General features: G+C 55.5%; 18 protein-coding genes. All 18 read right to left on the bottom strand.

The features are described from left to right. Positions 1 to 181 (bottom strand): hypothetical protein (locus BUB44_RS15570; RefSeq protein ID WP_207545650.1); only part of this gene is annotated, 181 nt, incomplete at its 3' end. 28 nt (positions 182 to 209) lie between these two features. Next, positions 210 to 473, bottom strand: coding sequence for a CRISPR-associated endonuclease Cas2 (cas2, locus tag BUB44_RS10720; protein ID WP_027357218.1), 264 nt, complete (start codon positions 471 to 473; stop codon positions 210 to 212). Between the two features lie 114 nt (positions 474 to 587). Then, entirely contained in the window at positions 588 to 1583 is a 996-nt protein-coding gene (cas1b, locus tag BUB44_RS10715; protein ID WP_073166153.1) for a type I-B CRISPR-associated endonuclease Cas1b, read from the bottom strand. Between the two features lie 66 nt (positions 1584 to 1649). Continuing rightward, complete coding sequence (cas4, locus tag BUB44_RS10710; RefSeq protein WP_027357216.1) at positions 1650 to 2153, bottom strand: CRISPR-associated protein Cas4; 504 nt, start codon at positions 2151 to 2153, stop codon at positions 1650 to 1652. A 68-nt stretch (positions 2154 to 2221) separates the two neighbouring features. Further along, positions 2222 to 4702: a CRISPR-associated helicase/endonuclease Cas3 gene (locus tag BUB44_RS10705; protein WP_073166150.1), complete on the bottom strand. Its 2481-nt coding sequence runs from the start codon at positions 4700 to 4702 to the stop codon at positions 2222 to 2224. Between the two features lies 1 nt (position 4703). Further along, a complete protein-coding gene (gene cas5 / locus BUB44_RS10700; protein ID WP_073166147.1) occupies positions 4704 to 5471 on the bottom strand; it encodes a CRISPR-associated protein Cas5 in 768 nt (255 codons plus the stop codon). 4 nt (positions 5472 to 5475) lie between these two features. After that, positions 5476 to 6447 carry a type I-B CRISPR-associated protein Cas7/Csh2 gene (gene cas7b, locus BUB44_RS10695; RefSeq protein WP_073166145.1) on the bottom strand — a complete coding sequence of 324 codons (972 nt, stop codon included), beginning with the start codon at positions 6445 to 6447 and terminating at the stop codon, positions 5476 to 5478. A gap of 15 nt (positions 6448 to 6462) precedes the next feature. Further along, complete coding sequence (locus BUB44_RS10690; protein ID WP_083543204.1) at positions 6463 to 8493, bottom strand: TIGR02556 family CRISPR-associated protein; 2031 nt, start codon at positions 8491 to 8493, stop codon at positions 6463 to 6465. A gap of 98 nt (positions 8494 to 8591) precedes the next feature. Then, the gene (cas6, locus tag BUB44_RS10685) at positions 8592 to 9335 is read right to left on the bottom strand and encodes a CRISPR-associated endoribonuclease Cas6 (protein ID WP_073166142.1); all 744 of its coding nucleotides are present in this window, start codon (positions 9333 to 9335) and stop codon (positions 8592 to 8594) included. 36 nt (positions 9336 to 9371) lie between these two features. Continuing rightward, positions 9372 to 10517, bottom strand: a complete 1146-nt coding sequence (locus BUB44_RS10680; RefSeq protein WP_073166139.1) for a hypothetical protein — start codon at positions 10515 to 10517, stop codon at positions 9372 to 9374. Positions 10518 to 10597: 80 nt separating this feature from the next. After that, the gene (locus BUB44_RS10675) at positions 10598 to 11191 is read right to left on the bottom strand and encodes a hypothetical protein (RefSeq protein ID WP_073166135.1); all 594 of its coding nucleotides are present in this window, start codon (positions 11189 to 11191) and stop codon (positions 10598 to 10600) included. A 29-nt stretch (positions 11192 to 11220) separates the two neighbouring features. Beyond that, positions 11221 to 12321 carry an RAMP superfamily CRISPR-associated protein gene (locus BUB44_RS10670; protein ID WP_073166132.1) on the bottom strand — a complete coding sequence of 367 codons (1101 nt, stop codon included), beginning with the start codon at positions 12319 to 12321 and terminating at the stop codon, positions 11221 to 11223. Next, on the bottom strand, positions 12311 to 13189 hold the full coding sequence (locus BUB44_RS10665) for an RAMP superfamily CRISPR-associated protein (protein ID WP_073166129.1): 879 nt from the start codon (positions 13187 to 13189) through the stop codon (positions 12311 to 12313). The genes BUB44_RS10670 and BUB44_RS10665 overlap by 11 nt, the downstream gene beginning before the upstream one ends. Next, complete coding sequence (gene csx7 / locus BUB44_RS10660; protein ID WP_073166126.1) at positions 13182 to 14000, bottom strand: type III CRISPR-associated RAMP protein Csx7; 819 nt, start codon at positions 13998 to 14000, stop codon at positions 13182 to 13184. The genes BUB44_RS10665 and csx7 overlap by 8 nt, the downstream gene beginning before the upstream one ends. Further along, positions 13984 to 14484, bottom strand: a complete 501-nt coding sequence (locus BUB44_RS10655; protein ID WP_073166123.1) for a hypothetical protein — start codon at positions 14482 to 14484, stop codon at positions 13984 to 13986. The genes csx7 and BUB44_RS10655 overlap by 17 nt, the downstream gene beginning before the upstream one ends. After that, positions 14474 to 15634 (bottom strand): hypothetical protein, encoded by a 1161-nt coding sequence (locus tag BUB44_RS10650; protein ID WP_073166120.1) that lies wholly within the window; start codon positions 15632 to 15634, stop codon positions 14474 to 14476. The genes BUB44_RS10655 and BUB44_RS10650 overlap by 11 nt, the downstream gene beginning before the upstream one ends. After that, a complete protein-coding gene (locus BUB44_RS10645; RefSeq protein WP_073166118.1) occupies positions 15631 to 16239 on the bottom strand; it encodes an RAMP superfamily CRISPR-associated protein in 609 nt (202 codons plus the stop codon). The genes BUB44_RS10650 and BUB44_RS10645 overlap by 4 nt, the downstream gene beginning before the upstream one ends. Further along, positions 16236 to 18545, bottom strand: coding sequence for a Cas10/Cmr2 second palm domain-containing protein (locus tag BUB44_RS10640; protein ID WP_073166115.1), 2310 nt, complete (start codon positions 18543 to 18545; stop codon positions 16236 to 16238). Before BUB44_RS10640 ends, BUB44_RS10645 begins: the two co-directional genes overlap by 4 nt. Positions 18546 to 18554: the final 9 nt, after the last annotated feature.

The raw sequence follows: 18554 nt of genomic DNA, 5'->3' as shown, positions 1-18554 counted from the left end.
ATCGTTTCAATCCCTCATAGGTAGGCTCGGAACCATTTGTGGCGCATAAAATAAGGACTCTTTTTAAAGCGGTTGAAATTTTATTCCTGAGTTCTACCGGCCCTAATTTATCTTTATGCCGCTCTGCAAGCCGCTTTCCGCCTGTTGGCGGGTTGTCGTCGATCTCCAGCGTTTTTTGCATTATTGGACATCGACGACAAAAATTCCTGCTAAAAGATCCATTCCTCTCCACCTTTTTTAACCCCGATGAGCTCTCTTTTAGCGTATTTCCGATTTCCCAGGACATAAAAGAGGAGCGAATCCTCTTCCGGATTGATAATTCGCTCCAGATCGAACTTCAGGGCGCGAAAGGTTGCTTCGGTCAGCTCACCCTCCAGAACCGAGTTTTGCACCCAGTTCAGATATTTTCTGGCGATCTTTAATACTTTTCCCACGCGGGCAACATTTACATCATAAACGAGAATGATATACATCTGCCTCACCTGGCTCAAAAGCCAAACAATGTGAATTATACCGGCCTCTCCACAGTTCCCGACCCGGGGTTTTCTTCGATGGAATCGGCTTTCCAGCAGCAGGTTGAACGCCCGTTACCAGCGGCTTACAAAAGGTTCATATGTTTCCTCTCCGATAAGATGTTTCTCCAGCTTGTACAATTCCAGCCGTATCAGGGTCTGGTAGCTGACATTGCGTTTGAGCCGCCGGTGATGGAAGGTGGTCTGCAGCTTATCCTCCAGTTCTTTGACGTAAAGGCGGCGGCCCGCTTCTTTAAGCAGGACAGCCGCACCGTGGCGTTCAAAATCACCCGGACCGATCATCTTTTTGCCCACCAGAGTAAAAAGTACCCGGTCGGCAAAAATAGGTTTAAAAATTTCTGCCACATCCAGGTTCAGGGTAAAACGGCGGAAGTTCGTGGCGTGCAGATAACCGATGCGCGGATCCAGGTGAGTCTTGTAAATCTCGGTAAGAACCCTGGTGTAGACCAGCGAGTTACCAAAGCTGATCAGAGCATTGAGGGGGTCGGCAGGGGGCCGTTTGCTGCGCCCCTTGATGACAAACGGCGCACCCTCCAGGATAATGTTAAAGCTGTCGTAATAATAACCCCGGGCATTGCCTTCAATGGCCATGAGTTCTTCCACGCTGCCGCAAAAGGGCAGTCGTTCCTCCGCCAGGCTGGCAATGGCTTCTATGTACGCAGATAACTCTTTCCCCCTGTTCTGGTAGTAGCGCAGCACCTGCAGGATATTGGACAGGGCTCCTTCCACAAACTTCCGGGCCAGATTGAGGCGGAGGCCGGGATCCAGGTAATGTTCCGCCTGGCGGAGGATGATATACCCGGAATTGTAATGCTCCCGGGGATAAAAGCTTCCCACATAATTACCGTAATGGCCGAAAAAGTGCAGGACGATTTCATTTTCCTGCAGGAACTCCAGCAGCTTTTTATTCAAATCCACCTCGCCAAAAACAACAATGTCCCGCAGGCTGGTCACAGGGAAATATTTCGTACCCTCTTCACTTTCCACGCAGATGGTGTTATCTTTTCGTTTCAGCCGGCCGCTGGCAAACAGATACAGGGTTTTCTGCATGGAATCACCTCACAGGAACCTGTTCGCCTTAATTTCTGGAGGCAGGTAAGTTTACCAAAGCCGCTTCTATGCCCAGCACAATTCAGCATAAGCGCATTTGGAGCAAAAGGGTATTTTTTGTGGCGGCGGAGGTTTATCCCGGTAAATAACGGCAAGGATGCGCTTCTTCAGCTCCTCCACCTGCTGCGCCAGATTCGCATCCAGCACCACCCTCTCCCGCCGCCGTTCCTCGGGAAAAAGGAGTTCTCCTTCGGCCTCCACTCCCATTTCCCGCAGTTCGTAAAGATAAAAGGCCAGCTGCATACGGGCCGCCTCCCGGGCCCGGGACGATTTCTTGACTTCACCTACCACAAATTCACGCCCGCCGCGGCGCACCAAGTCCAGGCACAGGTGCCCCAGGTGTATTTCCTTTCGTTCACGACCGTAGGCCTGTGACCCTATCAGGCGGCCCAGCTCAAGGTATACGTTATCCTCATCAGGGCAGATCTGCCGCGACATGAGCCAGACCTGCCGCGGGCAGATCATCATGGCCTGCACGTAACTCCCGATCACCCGGATATCCGCTGCCACATCCTTTTCACCACCCACCAGGTAAAACCGTTACTGCCGGCTGTGGCCGGCCATCTCTCACTTTCAGGCTAAAAGATAAGGGCACCATCATCTATAATCCGCTTAAAACCGGTCCGGGCGTCGTAAAACTCTTCGAGCAGGTGAGCAGGTATCACCGGCGGCTGCGATTCGGCGCCCAACCGGTGCAGCAGGAGTTCTGCCGGCACGGAAATCAGGTAGCGCAGGAAATCCCTTTTGATTGCGAGGAAGGCCTCCCGCCGGCGCCTTATGTCCCGCTCGCAGGCCACGGTGGCCCGGTAGCGGTTCCATACCTCTTCCGCCGCGGCATCCGTACAGACGAAAACCTGGACATAGCGCGGTAGATCCCGGATCAAGGCGAAATCCTTAACGGACGGGCCATCCTCTCCCCCGGTGAAACGCCACCCCGCCATGGCCTCCAGCAGCCTCCGGCTTTCGGCCATGGATTTGCCCTGGCGCACGGCACGGAAGTAATCGTCCACGGCATCAAAAAAGTCCGGTTCCTCAAGGCGGGGCCGGGCCGCAAAGAGCCGGCGGGCGGCCAGGGTATGGATCTTGCCATAGACATATGAAGCCAGGGAGCGGCCCCCATCACCTGCCCGATCAACCAGGTGTAGCAGGCGAACTTTTGCCTGCGGCCGCTGAAAATGGCGGTTGCAGCGCCCGGCCACCTGAACCACCGAATCCACCGGCCCCAGGTCCCGCCACACTTCATCGAAATCAAGATCCACACCGGCCTCCACCACCTGGGTGGAAACCAGCACCGGCTTTTCGCCCCGCGCCAGCCGGGTACGTATTTCCTGCAGGCGCCGCTCCCGCTCCGCCGGAACGATATTTGTGGAAAGGTAATAAAGGGGAGGCCCATTCCCGCCCCACTCTTCCTCAAGGGCCGTGTAAAAGGATATGGAGCTTTTGATGGTATTCAAGACTACCAGGTAGGAAAGTCCGGGACGGTAGCAGCGCAGGAATTCTGCCGCCGCCTGCTCCACCGTAAGCGGAATCATGTCCGTGAAAACATTTACCCGGTTTAAAACCCGGAATTGCTGCCGGACGGTTTCCGGATCCCCGGCCAGTTCCAGGATTTCATGCTCACCGAACCACTCCGGGCGGGTGGCCGTCATAAGGATGAGCCGCAGGTCCAGTTGCTCGCACGCCCGGCGCAGGGTTTCTTCCACCAGAGGCCAGTATTCCACCGGAATATTCTGCACCTCGTCCAGAATGAGGATGGCCCCTCCCAGCCGGCAAAATTTCTTCAGCATCCTGTTTTCATAGCCAATTAATGTATGAAAAAGCTGCACAAAGGTGGTAATCACCATCTCGCTCTGCCAGCTTTCGATAAGCATGAGCGCTTCATCCAGGGGTCTTATACCCCCGTCATCTTCTTGCCGGTAGTCAATTTCCGCCAGGTGATGGTGTTTTAAGAGCCAGGAGGTGGGAACGCGGGCACCGGTAAAACCAGGAGCCGCCCGCATTACCTCCTCACAAACACCATGGGTCTGGTCAATGATACTGGTAAAGGGCAGGGCGTATATAATGCGGGGCGGCAAGCCGGAGGCGGAGGCCAATCGGTGGCGCAGGTAAAAAGCGGCCTGCATTCCGGCCAGCGTCTTCCCGGAGCCGGTTGGAGCGGTGATGGTAAAAATTTTCTGCTCCGGCGGGGCTTCCTTTATCCTGGCCGAAACATTCCGGTAGAGGTTTTCCCGCAACATTTCCATGGCCGTCCGGGGCGTGGTGAACCTGGCCGCACGGTAACGTTCCACCAGTTCCTCTCCGGCGGGAATAACGGCCCGTTTATTTTCTTCCACACCCGCGGCATGAATTTTATCCGCATCAATGAGGGCGGAAAAGAGACTTAAAAGCTCGAAGTAGTTCTTCAGGTCCTTATCAGCCCGGCGCTTCAGCTTTCGCCATTGACCGTAAAGCTCTCCATAGGCGACTGTCCACCGGTCAAGGAATTCCTCTAATGCCCCGGACCAGTCCATCTCCAGCCAGGGAGGCACCTCCAGGCCCTGCCCGTCCAGGAACAGCGCAGCCCGCCTGGCAGCCCAGAATAAAGAGCCGGCTATCGCACCCGCCTGGCTGCGCAGGTCGGCCACCTGGTCTTTAATCACGCGCAATCGCCCCCCGGTTGCCGGGTCAAGTTCATCCCAGGAGGGCAGGGATAATTCCCGCGGGGATACCAGGAACTCATCGGGGGCGGCCAGCTCCTGGTGATGACGGATTACGGCCAGAAAAACCGCCAGCCGCAGTGAGGCGGGAAGATCAAGCCGGCCGGCCAGGTGAGCCGCCCAGAGACCCGAAATAAAGGCGTGCTGTTTGGCCGGGCCGCCCTGCCCCTGCCGCAGGTAGCGCTGAAAATAAGTGGTGTACTTGCCGAAATCATGGGTCAAACCGGCCAGCACCGCCGCCGGTACAAGTTCCCGCCGGCCCGGCAGGGACTGCACCCGGGCGGCGGCTCCTGCCGCCACCCGGGCCAGGTGCACGCTCAAAAGATGATAGCGCCGGCCATCTTTATGGGCGTAGTATGGCATTCTATCCCTCCAGAAAAGCCGCCGTTTCCACCACGTTGTCACGGAGAGTGAAACGGCAGGCGGGTACAGTCAAGCGCACGTTTATAGATTGTGCCCGGGCTTCGTAGACAACCGATACCGGTGGGCGCAAGGCGCGCCCCGGCCCGAAACTGTGGGGCGCCCGCTCCCGGACCAGGCGGCGGAACGACGCTTCTCCGGCCAGCAGGATTTCCTGCAGCAGGCCGGCATTGAGAACCGAAGAAAGCTCAATTGCCCTTCCCGCCGGGAGAACATCATAATCCCCCGAACCGGCCAGGGCCACAAACTCCCCCGCGGCAATACACTCGGTCAGCCCCAGGTACAGGGGATAACACGTCCTGTTTTCCCGCAGGCGGGCAGCAGCCTCCTCCACCAGCCCGGCATCCGGGTGGGAAAAGAAGACGCGGAAGCGTAACCTGCGGTGGTTGTCCCCGGGCAAAAGAAATTCCACCGGCGTCTGGGTTCCCCGCACCCGGCCCAGGCGCCTTAATTCGGTGAGGTCCTCCTTTTTGGTCCGCACGTAATTAACCGTCTGTATCAGCCGCCGCACGGGCACCTTCAGGGCTACCGCAAAGCGCCCCCGGTCAAGCAGCTCATAGTACGAGTCCCGCTCGTATCCCAGAATAGCTGCCACCACACCCATCAACACGGTGCGCGGCGGGAAACCGTAGGTCAGGGATGAGGAGTTGGTATAATACTTGCGAAAGTGGGCCATCGGACCGGTGAGGTCAAAAATGAGTACCCGCTTCAAGATATCAGATCCCCTCTATAATCTCTACCCTGTCGGGACCCAGTAAATCGCCCATCCATGCGGCCAGGGAAACCTCCTCCCCATCCAGAACGGTGCGCAGGTCCGTATCCTGCCAGATATACACCCGCTCAACGCGCTCCTGCACCCGTTCCAGGCGGCCGACCAGGCCGCCAATTTCCAGGGCGAAGTCTTTTACGGCGCGCAGGCCGCTATCCGGCTCCAGGCGCAGATCCTCCCGCAGGTCGCCCATGAAAGTTTCGCCATCCGTAAAAACAAAACGGAGGTACAGCCGGGGGTACTGGCCGATCTTGGAGCGGGTGGCCAGCAGGGGAATGGCCTTGAGCATGGCTTCGTCCAGGAGAGCCAGATCGGCTTCACTGGTGGCCGCCTCTTCATCACCCCCGGCCCTGGCCAGCACCGCCCCGGCCCGCCGGGCACTGATCACCCCGTGGAAACCGATGAGAGCGTAATACAGCCGGTAGTCCTTGCCGAATGTTCCCTGCCGCGCCCCTTCACGGGTGGCAAACTGGGAGGAAATGGTCACCGAATCCACCAGCTGCACCCTGTTCAGGGAATAGCCCCAGGTAAACTGCACCGGACCGGTCAGATTAACCGCTTCACCTCCGCCCCGCCGGTCTCCCTTGATGGGCATGGTCGCCCCAAACAAACGGACATCAATTAATTTTTTCAACAATACGGGCAGATCGGCACCGGTCGGATCATCCTTGTTCAGCAGCTTTTTCAAGCGCTCCGTCGCATCCACCAGGCCCTCGGCCCTGGTAACGTAGATGGTATGGCCCTTTTCCTGCAGGTAGTCCCGGATATACCGTTTCAGCCGCACATCCGAAACCAGGCAGCGCTCCCGGTCGGTGTCCAAGCGCGGCCGGTTTTCATCGTCCGGGTCCCCGTTGGGATTACACATTTTGGCATCATACAGGAACAGGATTTCCCCGTTTTGTTTAATCACTCCGCCCATTCATATACTCCCCCTTCATGCACTGGCGTTATTTTCACTGGCATTTTCTTCCCTTGCTTTGATGGCCGCCCGGCTGGCGTAGGCATAACCGGAGAGAATGAAAAAGACATTCTCCTGGGGAGAAAGGGGCCACTTTTTCCGGTGGGCGTCCAGCAATCTTTTCATGGTGGCGAAAAGCCCTTCATTGTAACGCAGGATGTCGTACTGCCTCAGCTGGCTGAAAACAATATTGGTCAACTGCATTACCTTGCCCCAGGGCATGCCGGCGTAATTGATCTTTTCCAGGACAGGTTTCTGCCTGTAACCCGCCTCCGCCTGCCTCCGCCCGATCTGGTTCATCAGATAACCAAGGAGAAACAGGGCCGTGGCCGGCTCCCCGTACTTCATTTCCCGCAGGTAATCCTGCATTTCCCCGCTCAAACCTTCCAGTTCCGGCGCTCCGTTCAAGGACATACCTCCTTCCAAAAGCTGCTCCTCCCTCATGAACATCAGGAGCAAATTGGCCTGGAGCATGCGGTGCCCCATCTCCAGTTCCTCATACCCCGGTGCCGGGGGATGAATATTGGTGCCTGTGAAGCCGCCCGTGTGGTAAATGGCGGCCAGGGCTACAAACTGTTCCACTAGAAAATGGTAACTCACCGGCCGCTGGTCCAGCAGGGCTTCATAAATGTAAAGCAGCTTTTTATGTTCCACTCCCCGCCTGCCCTCGCTGATGGGTATGAGCTGATAGATGCGGGTGAGATCCAGCCACCAGGCCCGGTCGGCACCCAGCAGGGCTTCCCCCTTTGTTGCCACCCGGTAACTGTGGCGCAAGAGATGTGTAATCCGGCTGGGGGCCACATCCTTCACCAGGGCCAGGACCCGGAATTCGCTCTGGCTCTTCTGGTAAAAAAGAAAATTTAACAGCGCCAGGTTATCGTAGGGCAGTTCCAGCAGGAAGTCCTCCAGTTCCTTTTCCAGACCGCCCCTTCCGCCAATACTCTCCAGCCACCCGCTAAGGCTGCTCAGGGCACCTACCCGGGCCTGCAATTTTGCCGCCCAGCCTTCCAGCTCTTCCCGGCCGATTTCCTGCTCAATGAGGAAGGAAGGCAGGACCAGAAAATTAACCGGGCCGGCCCGCAGGTTCAGGTGCTGGCGGGCATACTTTTCGGCCAGCAAGAGTGCCCGCAAACAGTCGGCACAGATGAGAAAGGTGCGCGTGAATCCCTGTTCGCTGACACCGGAAGCAAAGCCAATTTTATCCGTGATGTAGTATTTTAAGAAATCCAGCCCTGCAAGGTCGAAGGTCACGGAATTTTTCTTCAGCCCGCAGACGGAACAAACTCCCGGCAGGCTTTTTTTGCTTCCTTTCGCCGCCGCTCCCTCTTTGCTCTGCAATACCACTTCGGCATAGGAAGGGTCGGCCGCCAGGATCTCACCGTCCAGGAGGACCGACCACAGGACCACCTCCGGGGTCTTCAGCTCCAGCTCCGCCAGCAGATGGCGTTTCAGTTCCCCGGCCGCCGCCTGGATGACCTTTTTGGCCCTTTCCCGGGGCTTGCCGGAAGAGCCATCCCACGCATGCTGCAGGAAGTCCCTTTCAGCCAGGCCGATCTTTCCCGGATCCAGCACATAAGTCCCGTCCGGAAGGGTGCTGAAATAAGTCTCCACCAGAAATGCTATTTTCCGGTGAAAGCCCGTTTCCAGGCGGCCCATTCCCTGCAGGGCAGCCAGCAGGTTGGGCAGGGCCGGACCCGCCAGGTACTCAAGTTTATCCGTGGTCAGGAAGAACTGCGGCCGGTTGCCAACGTTATTCCCCACCCACCGGTACCGGGAAAGCACGGCGGGATCTATTTCCACCATATCGGCCGACAGTCCCCGCTTTGTCCCGGCCATCAGAAAGTTCAACCCTACGAGATACTGCTTATCCCCCCTGGATGGTCTGGGAGGGGGCAGAACCAGGTCCTCTATGGGGTCGCCGTCCCGGGCCAGGGTTCTGCCCACAAGCGCAACAGCTTCCAGCAGGACAATCACCTCCTGTTTTTTCTTCTTAAAACAGCATACCATGAGGGGCTGACCACTTTTTGTCTTTCCCTGTTCAAGATTATCCCATTATCCTGACTCCGGCGAGAGCGCCGCCTAACATTTTTATTGGTAACGTATTACTAAATAATTAACGAGCAGCACCCGTAGCCCTGGGAATTTTTCGACCCCAGGCCGGTATCCAGGGCCAGCTGCAAAAGGTCCGGGTCGCCGGAGAGTTCGTATTCCCCCATCCAGCCCTTGATCACCGTTTCCTTGTAGTAGGTAACCTTCAGATCCCGGTCCTCCACCCGCAGCGGCCGGATGGCAAACCCATCCGTGGAAGCCCGGCGGCCGTGGACCAGGAGATGCTTTTTGGCCAGGTTACCGGCCACCAGCTCGCTGAAGCGCGGCTCAAAGGGCGAGTAATAATAGGTATATTTCCGCCCCTCGCCGCTAAACGTGCTGTAAACCACCACGGGGGAGAGCATGCGCACGCGGATGCTCCGGCCGGTAACGCGGGGGGCGGCGGTGGCCATTTCTTTCACCTCCAGCGGGACACCGCCCAGGTGCACCCTGCCCTGCCGCAGGAAACCGGTACCCAGTTCCTGCAGGATGAAGGGAATGGGCGAACAAATGACCAGGCGCAGGGGGGGATCAAGCACTATGGACCCGCTGGACCGGTCAAAACGGGCCGCCCTGCCCATCAAGCGGGAAAAGGTGAAAAGCTTGAACCGCCGTTTCTCCAGGACAAAGCCGTGCTCGTGCAGGTAGCTCCTGAGCACCGGGTTATCCATCTGGCGGTAGATCAGCCCCTGGAGCAGGTGCCCGTACTGAACGGGTAAGGCCACCGGCCCGGGGGCGGAGAAAAAGATGGTGAGTTGCATATATTCATTCCTCGCTCTCTTATTTCCACCTGTATTTCACGGGTTATCATTTACCTCATGGGGGCCAACGTGACGCAGGCGGAGGTTCCCGCCATCGGCAACACAGGAGATACGCCACTGCAGGTTAATCCGGAAGTGGCCAATATTTTTCCCAGATGAGTCTCTAACGTTCTCGTAGTCCTTATATTTCAGCCCCCCGTCCCTGCGCAACCCTGCCAGGCCGTTTTCACGGTAAAGAAGGGACACTTTAGCCAGCGTTGTTTGTATATCTGCCCTGCGGGCACTGTCTGTAATGGCCTGGAAATCCTTTTCAAAGGATCTTTCGTAGGCCAGGGACGGAAACGCCAGCAATTCACCGCCCAGGATTTTCTGTTTATTCCTCTTCCAGATCAGCAATCCCCACGTGCTGAGGGTGTAACCGCCCTGCTCATCGGATTCCAGATAGATTTCCGGAATGCCCCGGATCTCTTCCTTCCCGGCGATATAACCGTTTTCCATGAGGGCAAAAAGAACAGCCTTCTCCCGGAGCACGGGAATTTCATCCATGACCACCGGCAGGCGGGGAATGCGAATGAGATCCGCTGTTGGTGCTTCGAAAATGTAGATAATTTCGTCGGCATAGAACATCCCGAGGGTGTTCATATAGCCCTGCAGGCTCTTAAACCCACCCACCAGGTTGAAAATTATCCGGTAACGGCTCTGGCGGTAACCCGGCAGGGTTTCTTCACACCACCTGACCACCTCATTTATGCCCAGGGTAAAACTGGAGCAGTCCCTGGTGCTGAGCCTGGGTGGAACCATAAGCTCCACGGAGTTGAACCCGAGCCTTTTTAAATGTTCAGCAAGCAAACGCGCTGCTGCATGACCCTGGTAAGTATCAGTGGCCACCAGGACGTGATGGTCCCTGCCGAAATCCCCGGAATAAATATCCCGGCCGTAATAACCCAGCAGGCCGTTAAGCTCGGCACACAACTGCCGCATTTCTTCAAAACCGGCACTTTCAAGTACCTCAGCGACTTCTGCCACCACCCTGTCAATCACATCTTTCTGGTAAGGGGACAGCTCTTTTTCAACCATGTTGGCCGTGGTAATAAAAAGCGACTTCAAATCCCGATCACTTTGCTTGTTTACATAGTTGGTCAGCAGGCTGGTCCCCACGGTGGAAAGAATCAGCTCAGGCAAGTTAATATCCCTCCCCGCCCTCCAGAATTTCTTTGATACGGGCAATCTTGGCGGCGTTTTTTCAAGTAATTCACTTAACACTAAGATTTCGGTTTCCGTGTGGTTTCATTTTTAAAACCGGGCCAGTTTTTTAGCACGGCCAGCCTCGGGTCGATATCATCAGCATCACTGTATTTCTTTTCCCCTGGAGATGTTTTGCCGGGTTGACCGGATTTCTCGAAGCTGGCGTTTTCCGGCCGGCTTTGCCTGCCGGCAGGATCTTTCCACGATTTACGCCCCGGTGTCACACCTTCCGGCAGGTCTGTAACCGAACCGGTTAATGACCGGTGCAACCGGGCGACCCACCCGATTACATAGGCCAGTTCTTCAAAAGAAAGGTTTTTTAGTACCGGATGCTTGACCTGACCATTTCGTACGCCCAGGGCTTGAACAATCCCACGGTATTGAACACGCATACTCCTGGTGCGCGCCAGCGGGCTTTCCGGCAGTCGTTCAATAACAGATAGCGCCTGACGCAGGCGGTCTTCCTTCGCCGGCCTGCAGCTAAATTCTCGAAAGATCTCAGCCACCGTTCCAATGGCACTGCTGCCTGGTTTCTGGCCACCGCCGGACCAACCCGGCTCTCTGATAAGCTGGTAAGCCAGCTCCAAAAGACGTTCTTTATCCAGGGCCATCTGGACACGAACCTCCTTTTGCCCTTCTGCTAATATCCCTCCGTACCCCACGCCGGGCCGCGGCGCTTGCCGGAGAGAATCTCCCGCAGCAGGGCGACGTTCCTGGCTACATCCAGGTCGTTGCTGCCGTAGTTGCGCGCCAGTTCTACGAGATCCAGCTCCACCGCTTTTGTTGGGAGATATTCCCGTGTATACCAGCGCACCTGTCGTAAACTGAGCCGAACCGTCCCGAAGTAAGCAGGTTTCCCGTAGCCGATGCCCAGGCGGATATCACCGTCCAGGCCGAGGGCAAAACAAAGAAGGGCCAGCTCTTCCCGGTCGAGGTTATGAAAGGTTACTTCGCCCTGGAAGCGGCTGCCGGGCGGGATAACCTCGTGGGGCTGGTTTCCCTGGCGGGGCTCCCCTTGAAGATAAAACTTGCGCCCGCGAAAAGCAGGGGCTGGTGACCGGCCTTTTAAACCGCTCCGCCAGCGCAGCCACTCCTCCTTGGTACAATCTAAACAATGTACCGGTCCGCCGCAACCAATGACCCTGTACAACTGGCAATAGTAGAGGCGTTCGTTACCACAACCCCGGTTTTCCTGCGTACGGGGGTAATCTTTAAACGGTTGTTCCAGTGGAGGCAGCTTTGCAACAACCCATTTCGTTTCTTCGCAGGGCGTAAATTCACCAAAAACCACCCGTCCCCGATAACCCTTTTTCTTTTGAACAAAACCGAAAAGCCGGCAGGTGATGCAGGCAGCCTTTTCGCTGCACGGCTGCCGGTTTCCCTGCGGAATAGCGGCCTGTATTTTCTGGTTGAACTTATCTGCTTGAAACAGGCAACTCCGTGATGCTGCCTCGGCCAGGCTCCTGACCACACCTTTCAGAGAAGAACCCGGAATAACCGGGACCTGATCTCGACGCATAAGGGCACTTACTATCTGCCCTTCATTAAGCCGGTAAGAGCCGCTGCCAATATGCAGCGGAGTAATAACCTCAAGCTCCAGAACCAGCCGTCCGGTCAGCCGGTGGAGATCAATCCGGTCATGGGGCACAATTTCGCGCCGATCTTCCGGGCGCACCGGCAGGATGGGTACAAAAGTATAAGGCTTGTTTCGCAGCAGGGTTCCGTTTCCTTTAGCCACCATGATTCACCCGCTTTTGCTGCACTTCTCTTTGTTTGCGGTGTAGCTTCTTTAAGGTGTCCGCCAGGTCAACTTCAAGTTCCAGTAGCCACTTAAAACCGTCAAAGGTAACCTCCCAGCAATAACCCATGCTGTTATAATGACAACCAGAAAGTGTTACAACATCATCGCTTTCATATCCACGCAGTATTTCTGCAGGTGGATCATGACGGTAATCCCGTACCAGCACCCGGGCGTTTTCAACACGCACCCGGCCGTAGCCCCGGGTGGTGCCGCCCCCGAGCAGAAGAAAACCATCGTCCAGGTCCTGCAGCAATAAACCCAGCAGCTTGAGCTGCCAGACCGCAAAGTTGGTCAGGCTGATTTCAGCGGCAAAAGTCCCCTCTTCGACCACTTCCGGATTAAAAAGCGCCTTTCCCTGCGTGGCTCCGGTAATCCGGTTGATAGCCACGTGGTTCCGTTCATTCAATATTAGAGGCTTATTCTCTACCGGAAAGGCGTCGGCACAGCGCAGGCGCCCTGCCAGGTAAGTCTGCCCGAAGAGCTGCGTTACGGGATCCGAAGCATAATAGCGGTAACAACCGGGCTTGTCTTTCATCTCTTTATCGCGTCCTTGCTGGAAGGGGTCGGGAATAGTCATCCCTTCCGGTGCCAGCGCCCGGATTACCTGTTCCGCCCGGCTGCGCAAAACGCCCTTGAGGCTGGAACCGGGAATATAGGGCACTTCTCGACCATTATGCCAGGCCCGGATAAAACGCATATCCGGCAGCAGGGGATCAAGTCCCGGCTGATCCGGACCTTTAATCAAAAGCGGCCCGGCAGTATGTAACCAGAAAAAGATACGCGCCTCGTTACGAAGGTTTTTAAACACCCATAGCACCCCCCATGACCAGCCCCGCTTCGCGACAGGCATTTTGCAGATCCACAGCCGAAATACCGTTCCAGCCAAGGGTCAGGAATTCACGCAGGTTGGTTGCCGTAACCGAAGCCACCTGTATATTTTCCAGGCGCACCCGGCCCAGTCCACGGCCGGTGCAACCACCCAGGGGAAGTTCACCCCGGGAGAAGGGCAACAGCGACAGAAGTATATCCCGCCACTCCTCATCGCTGGCGTTTTCAACAATTGCTTCGAAAATAAAAGTTGTTCCGGCCGGCACTGCCTCGATCTCGTATTTTCGTTTCGTGTAAGCGGTACGTGTATCCCGGTCAATGGCGACACCGGGACGTACTTCGCAATAACCCGGCCAGGTGGACCCATCAAGGATCAGATCCCTGATCCGTAAGCGGCCGGCAAAGTGTGAGCTGCCGAAAATACGACATGCAGGGCAGAGCTCAGTATAAATCTCTATAGCCAGCTGCCGCCGTTCCTTATACTTTTTCTTTAGTTGTTTGATCGTTTCGTTGGACAAGCAAGGTTCACTTAGAGGATCACAGCACCCCCGGGTGCCGTCTTCACGTCGGCCCAAAACCTGTTCGGCAAAACTCCGCCACACTCCTTTGAATGAGGAACCCGGGATAAATGGACGCCCGTAAGCATCGCGGATGACCGGGTTGTCGATGGCAGTGGGGTCGGGCACGGCCTCCCCGCTCCCTATGCGCAAGGGGGTTAAGGTTATCAAACGCCCGGTAATACGCCGCCGGTTATAGAAGGTGTCGTAAAGAAAGCTAACGGTTGCCGTCATCACGTTCACCCCCGGTACGCCGGTTTTTTCCCGGGCTTTTTTCTTTTAAAAGGTACTCCAGGTACTTAACCCGCCAGCTTAAATAGCCGAAAAAATGTGCCAGGCACAGGAGGACAAAACGCCTATCGGCAGTGCGGTTGCTATCCTTTAGCCTGTCCCGGGCCAGTTTCTCTACTTCCTCAATCTCCTCGATGAGGGCTTTGCCAAAAGGCTTTCCATTGAACTCTGCCGCCCAACCTTGCCCGCTGGAGTCACGTCCCATCTGGTATTCGATAAAGGCTTTAATTTCCAGGGGTGTAGCGGCCATCTGGGCCATGGCGACTAGGTTTTTAATCTGCTTGTCCCCGATTTCTTTGGGTTTGGGCTTACTTTCCTTCAAGAAGTCTGCTGCCCTTCTCGCCAGCTCTTCCTTCAGTTCATCGAGATCTTTTTTCCTGGCCCGCTCGAGCACGAAATCCGTTATTTGCGTTTCACTAGCCTTCATCGCTCACCCCTCCATTAACCAGGTGAAATTTATCGCAGACGCACAGCGCACCGTAGCCGTCTTCGGTCTTCAATCCCACACCCTGTTTTTCGAGATGGAAAAGGGCCTGCAGGAGCCCATCATTTAACCTGCCGCGCACCCGGCAAAGGAAAACACTTCCGGCGGTGATGTAAAGCCTCGCCCTTTGCCGCCCGTCACCCTTCACCGCCGTGCTGTACCCCCCGTAAACCTTAAAATCGGCGACGGCTCTGGTAACTTCCACCCCGGCACCGGCCGATCCCAGCGGTGGCAGAAAAACGGCCCGGGCCAATTCCTGCCGCAGGTACGGCGTGGGAACCCACCCGGTTGCCGGTATCAACTCCGTATCCGGCAGGGTGTCGGAGAGCAGGGTGAGAGAAAAATATGTACAGTCCGGTTGATATTCACCTAATTGACTGATAATTTGTTGAAACCTTTCAATACGTTGTCTCATGGCATCCGGACCTGGCTCCTCAAACTGCTTAAAATGGACAACAGCCCGCCCTAATCCTACGGTTGTTTTTGCCCCCAGGCGGAGTTCAACTGTTTCTGAAATTGGAATAGTAGCGGGAATATCCAGCCAGCCCTGGAAAGTTTGGCCTGCATCCAGTACGCGGAGAGCGTAAAGCTGGCGATCCATGGCTACACCACGGTATGGATCGACGGCCAGGCGCATTATCAGGCGGCGATTTAGCGCTACATTATGGTTTTCCTCATCCAGGTATCCCGAAACGCGTTCAACGCGATTCTTGCACTCGGGACAGCGGCGCCCCCCGGATGCAAGCAGGGTGTCGAAAATGGGGTGGTTGGAATTAAATTTGCAGCGGTAAGCTGTGAGCGGCGCAACCCGTGCACCGTCCTTATATAAATGGCTGAAGCGTACGCGTTCGAATGAGGCACAAAAGCCGCGCCATATGCAGGTAGCACAATCTGGCTCTGCGGCAAAGTGCACCCAGTTATATCCCTTTGTCTCAGAATAATAGGGACAGCTCTCGGTAATTACCCGTGCCAGGGCAGCCCGCAGTACCCCGCCGGGAATGAAGTCGCGGGAAGGAAGGAAGTAAGCCGAAGGTTCACGCCGGTCACCGATCAGGGCGGGCGACATCAAATTCAGGGTTACGGCGTACCTCATTTTTCGCATTCCTCCTCCACAACCTGAACCCTAAACCAGCCCAGGCCCCTGCTCTTCCCGAATCCCAGGGCGTAGTTAAAAGCAAAAGCATCCTTAAGCGCCGCCACGATTTTTTGCTGTTTTTCTTCCGGAACCCATCCCCATATTTGGCCCTGAAAAACCACGTTTCTTCCCCCAACTGTTTCCACGGTATAAAGGGCGTTGTCACGGGCTACCCGCCGGTAACGGTCAATGGCAATCCCGGAACGTACGCTGACCAACCGTTCGATCTCGCTATCACCGGGACGAGCGTCCTCAAAGTAGAGATGTCCCCGGCGATTACCTTTTTGACCGAAAATCAGACAGACCAGACAGGAGCAATCCCCGGTTTCCCGGCAAACCTCCTCCGGGCCGTAAACCCGGGCTTGAACCAGAGCGGTAATGGCAGCCCGGAGTCGTCCCTTAATGGTTGATCCGGGAATGACCGGGTAATCCTTTTCCCGGTTATAATCCCGTTCGCGGTATAAATACTTATCCAGGAAACCACGCCCCCCTGTTCCCGCCCCCACATGTACCGGCGTAATAAACTCCAGCCGGTAAGTAAGGCATACTTTGGCCAGGCTCACCGGACATCACCTTCCGCACCGACATAGTTCCAGAGTTCCACCACATCCAGCCACGGACAGTAATACCTATCTTTTCCCCGTTCCTCACTGGAGAAAAACATCCCGGGTTCACAATTTGCCCCCGTTATGATCTCCCAGGACTTTTTCAATGTCTCGCGCTGTTCTTCGCTCAGGCGGGCATATTGATAGCGGAAAAAGAGCTCCGCCACCTGTCTCCCGTACTTTTCTGCCGCCACCCGCAACCCGTAAAACCAGCTCCGGCCCGGTGCCCGGGTAGACGGGGTTGTTTGAAGCAGATTAACCGCCTCCAGAAAGCGCCGTGCCTCAGTGAAAGTATAGGGACGCAGCGTTAAAAGGGTTTTAACCGCCCCCGCTCCTGGATCTTGTTTACGGTTACCCGGCTCGAAATATATACCTTCTTCCTTTACCAGAGTGCTCTGGCGGTAATAAACGATATGGTCCTGATAGGTGGCGTAGGAGGCCAGTACAGCTACATCCAGAGTGCCTTCCCGGGCTTTTCCCCCGGCCTTATAGATGCGTTTTTTCGCTTCTTTAAGGAGTCCCTGGGCCATCTCGAAGATGTAGCGCACCGGCGTTTTGGCCCCGGCAATAACCACTCCTAAAGAAAGGGTGGGACCAGCCTTGCCAGTCGAGAGATTCTCGAACAATCGGTCAAAATACTCTCCTATAGTAACGGCCAGGGGTAGTGCCGCCCGGGCCGGAACGAGCAGAAAGATATCATCTCCGCCCAGGGCAATGATTTCTACTGCCCGTCCTTCCAGTAATACATGTTTTTCTTTGAGGGCTGTAAAAACGGCTGTATAGGCCGCGTTTTCACTGAACTGGCTTAACAGACGCAATTCCGGCAGGGATTTGCACCGGCCAAAAAGGGGCCCGAAATTGTTGCCATCTGCATAAATTACAGCGATTTCGTTGTTGCTGTCGGCAATTTCATCAATTTCACCAGCCACTTTAAGATACACCTTTGTTCCCCGGGCCTGCCAGAATTGCCGGTATTCTTCCAGGAAAATAGACTTTTTGGCATCCTGCCCCACAATATGTTTCCGCAGGCAGGAGGCGCATAGATCGCGGCTTTCATCTTCATATTGCCACTGCCTGTAGGCTGGACGAATACCGCACGAGTCACAAATATCTTTTGTCTTCGCCGGTAGCAGGTTTGGCTCCACAGACAGATGGAATTCTTTTTCGTAGAGGTCGATCACCCCTTCGGCTTTTTCCCATGCTGGTACCAGTACACTGCGACGATCAGCCATTTTTTCAGCCAGACACTCCCGCAATTCATCTAATTTATTACCAAGTTCTGACACTGTTACTGTTTGCGATACCCCGACAGCGCGGGCTGTAAGACAAACCTCCCGGTGAACGCGCTCTATTTCCTCTGCTACCTTTTCACCTTTTCCCGCCGGCACCACCGCCATCAAGTGCCCTCCGCCAGCGTAGACGATTGACTCTGTGGTTAGTCCGGGTAATTCCCGAAACATCTGGATATAACGGCGGCGGTTGATGCCATCCAGAAGCACACTTGCACCGCGGATTTCGCTGATGCGGTTTGTTTCCAGATAGTATTCCTTAATTTTAAAGGCCCCGCCTTCAATTACATCTGCTTTCAATTGTCCCATTTCTTGTCCTATCTCAAACTCATCTGAATAACCGGCCAGCCATGATGCTGTTTCGTAAATTGACCGGAGGGTGTCCGGAACCGGCCTTAAGTTGGTCAGCTCTTTTTCCGGCGCAAAAACATCGCTTCCCTCCAGGAGACTGGTCAGGCGAAGAGTGCACCATTCTTCCCCGGAAATCCGGTCAGACGCCAGGGCATGAAATAATCCCGTTCTTAACAATAAAAAATCAGCCAGGCGTATGCACGGTTTCCCCTCACCACGTAACCATCCTAACGGCGTGCTTTTCCTGGCCGTTCTTGTAAAGATTTGACCGGGAAAGGGTAATTCCGGCCATAAAGCTGCCAGCGGGACATGACTCTTATCCACCTCCCCATTCTCAGTTTGAAAACCATTATCCTCAAGCCATTTCTTCCTAACAAAAATGTCACGCAGGGCAAAAAAATCCGACAGTTTTTCGGCGGCATATTCAGGCCCATTCTTTTTTAAAAGGGCCATGGCCAGAGCCAATCCCTGGCGGGTTATTTCGCCAGCCTGGAAGACATCAAGGTAATACTGCGTACCCGTAACCGGGTGACTCCAGAGGATGGCCTTCGAGGGCACCTCCTTTTTCTGTGCCGGTTTACCCAAAGGATTACCAACATCTTCTAGCCAGTGGATTAGGGACAAATTCTTATC

The organism is Desulfofundulus australicus DSM 11792, assembly GCF_900129285.1.
In the GTDB taxonomy this organism is placed as follows: Bacteria; Bacillota; Desulfotomaculia; order Desulfotomaculales; family Desulfovirgulaceae; genus Desulfofundulus; species Desulfofundulus australicus.
The sequence above is the reverse complement of the archived record's forward strand: the minus strand, read 5'-3'. Positions and strand labels throughout refer to the sequence as shown.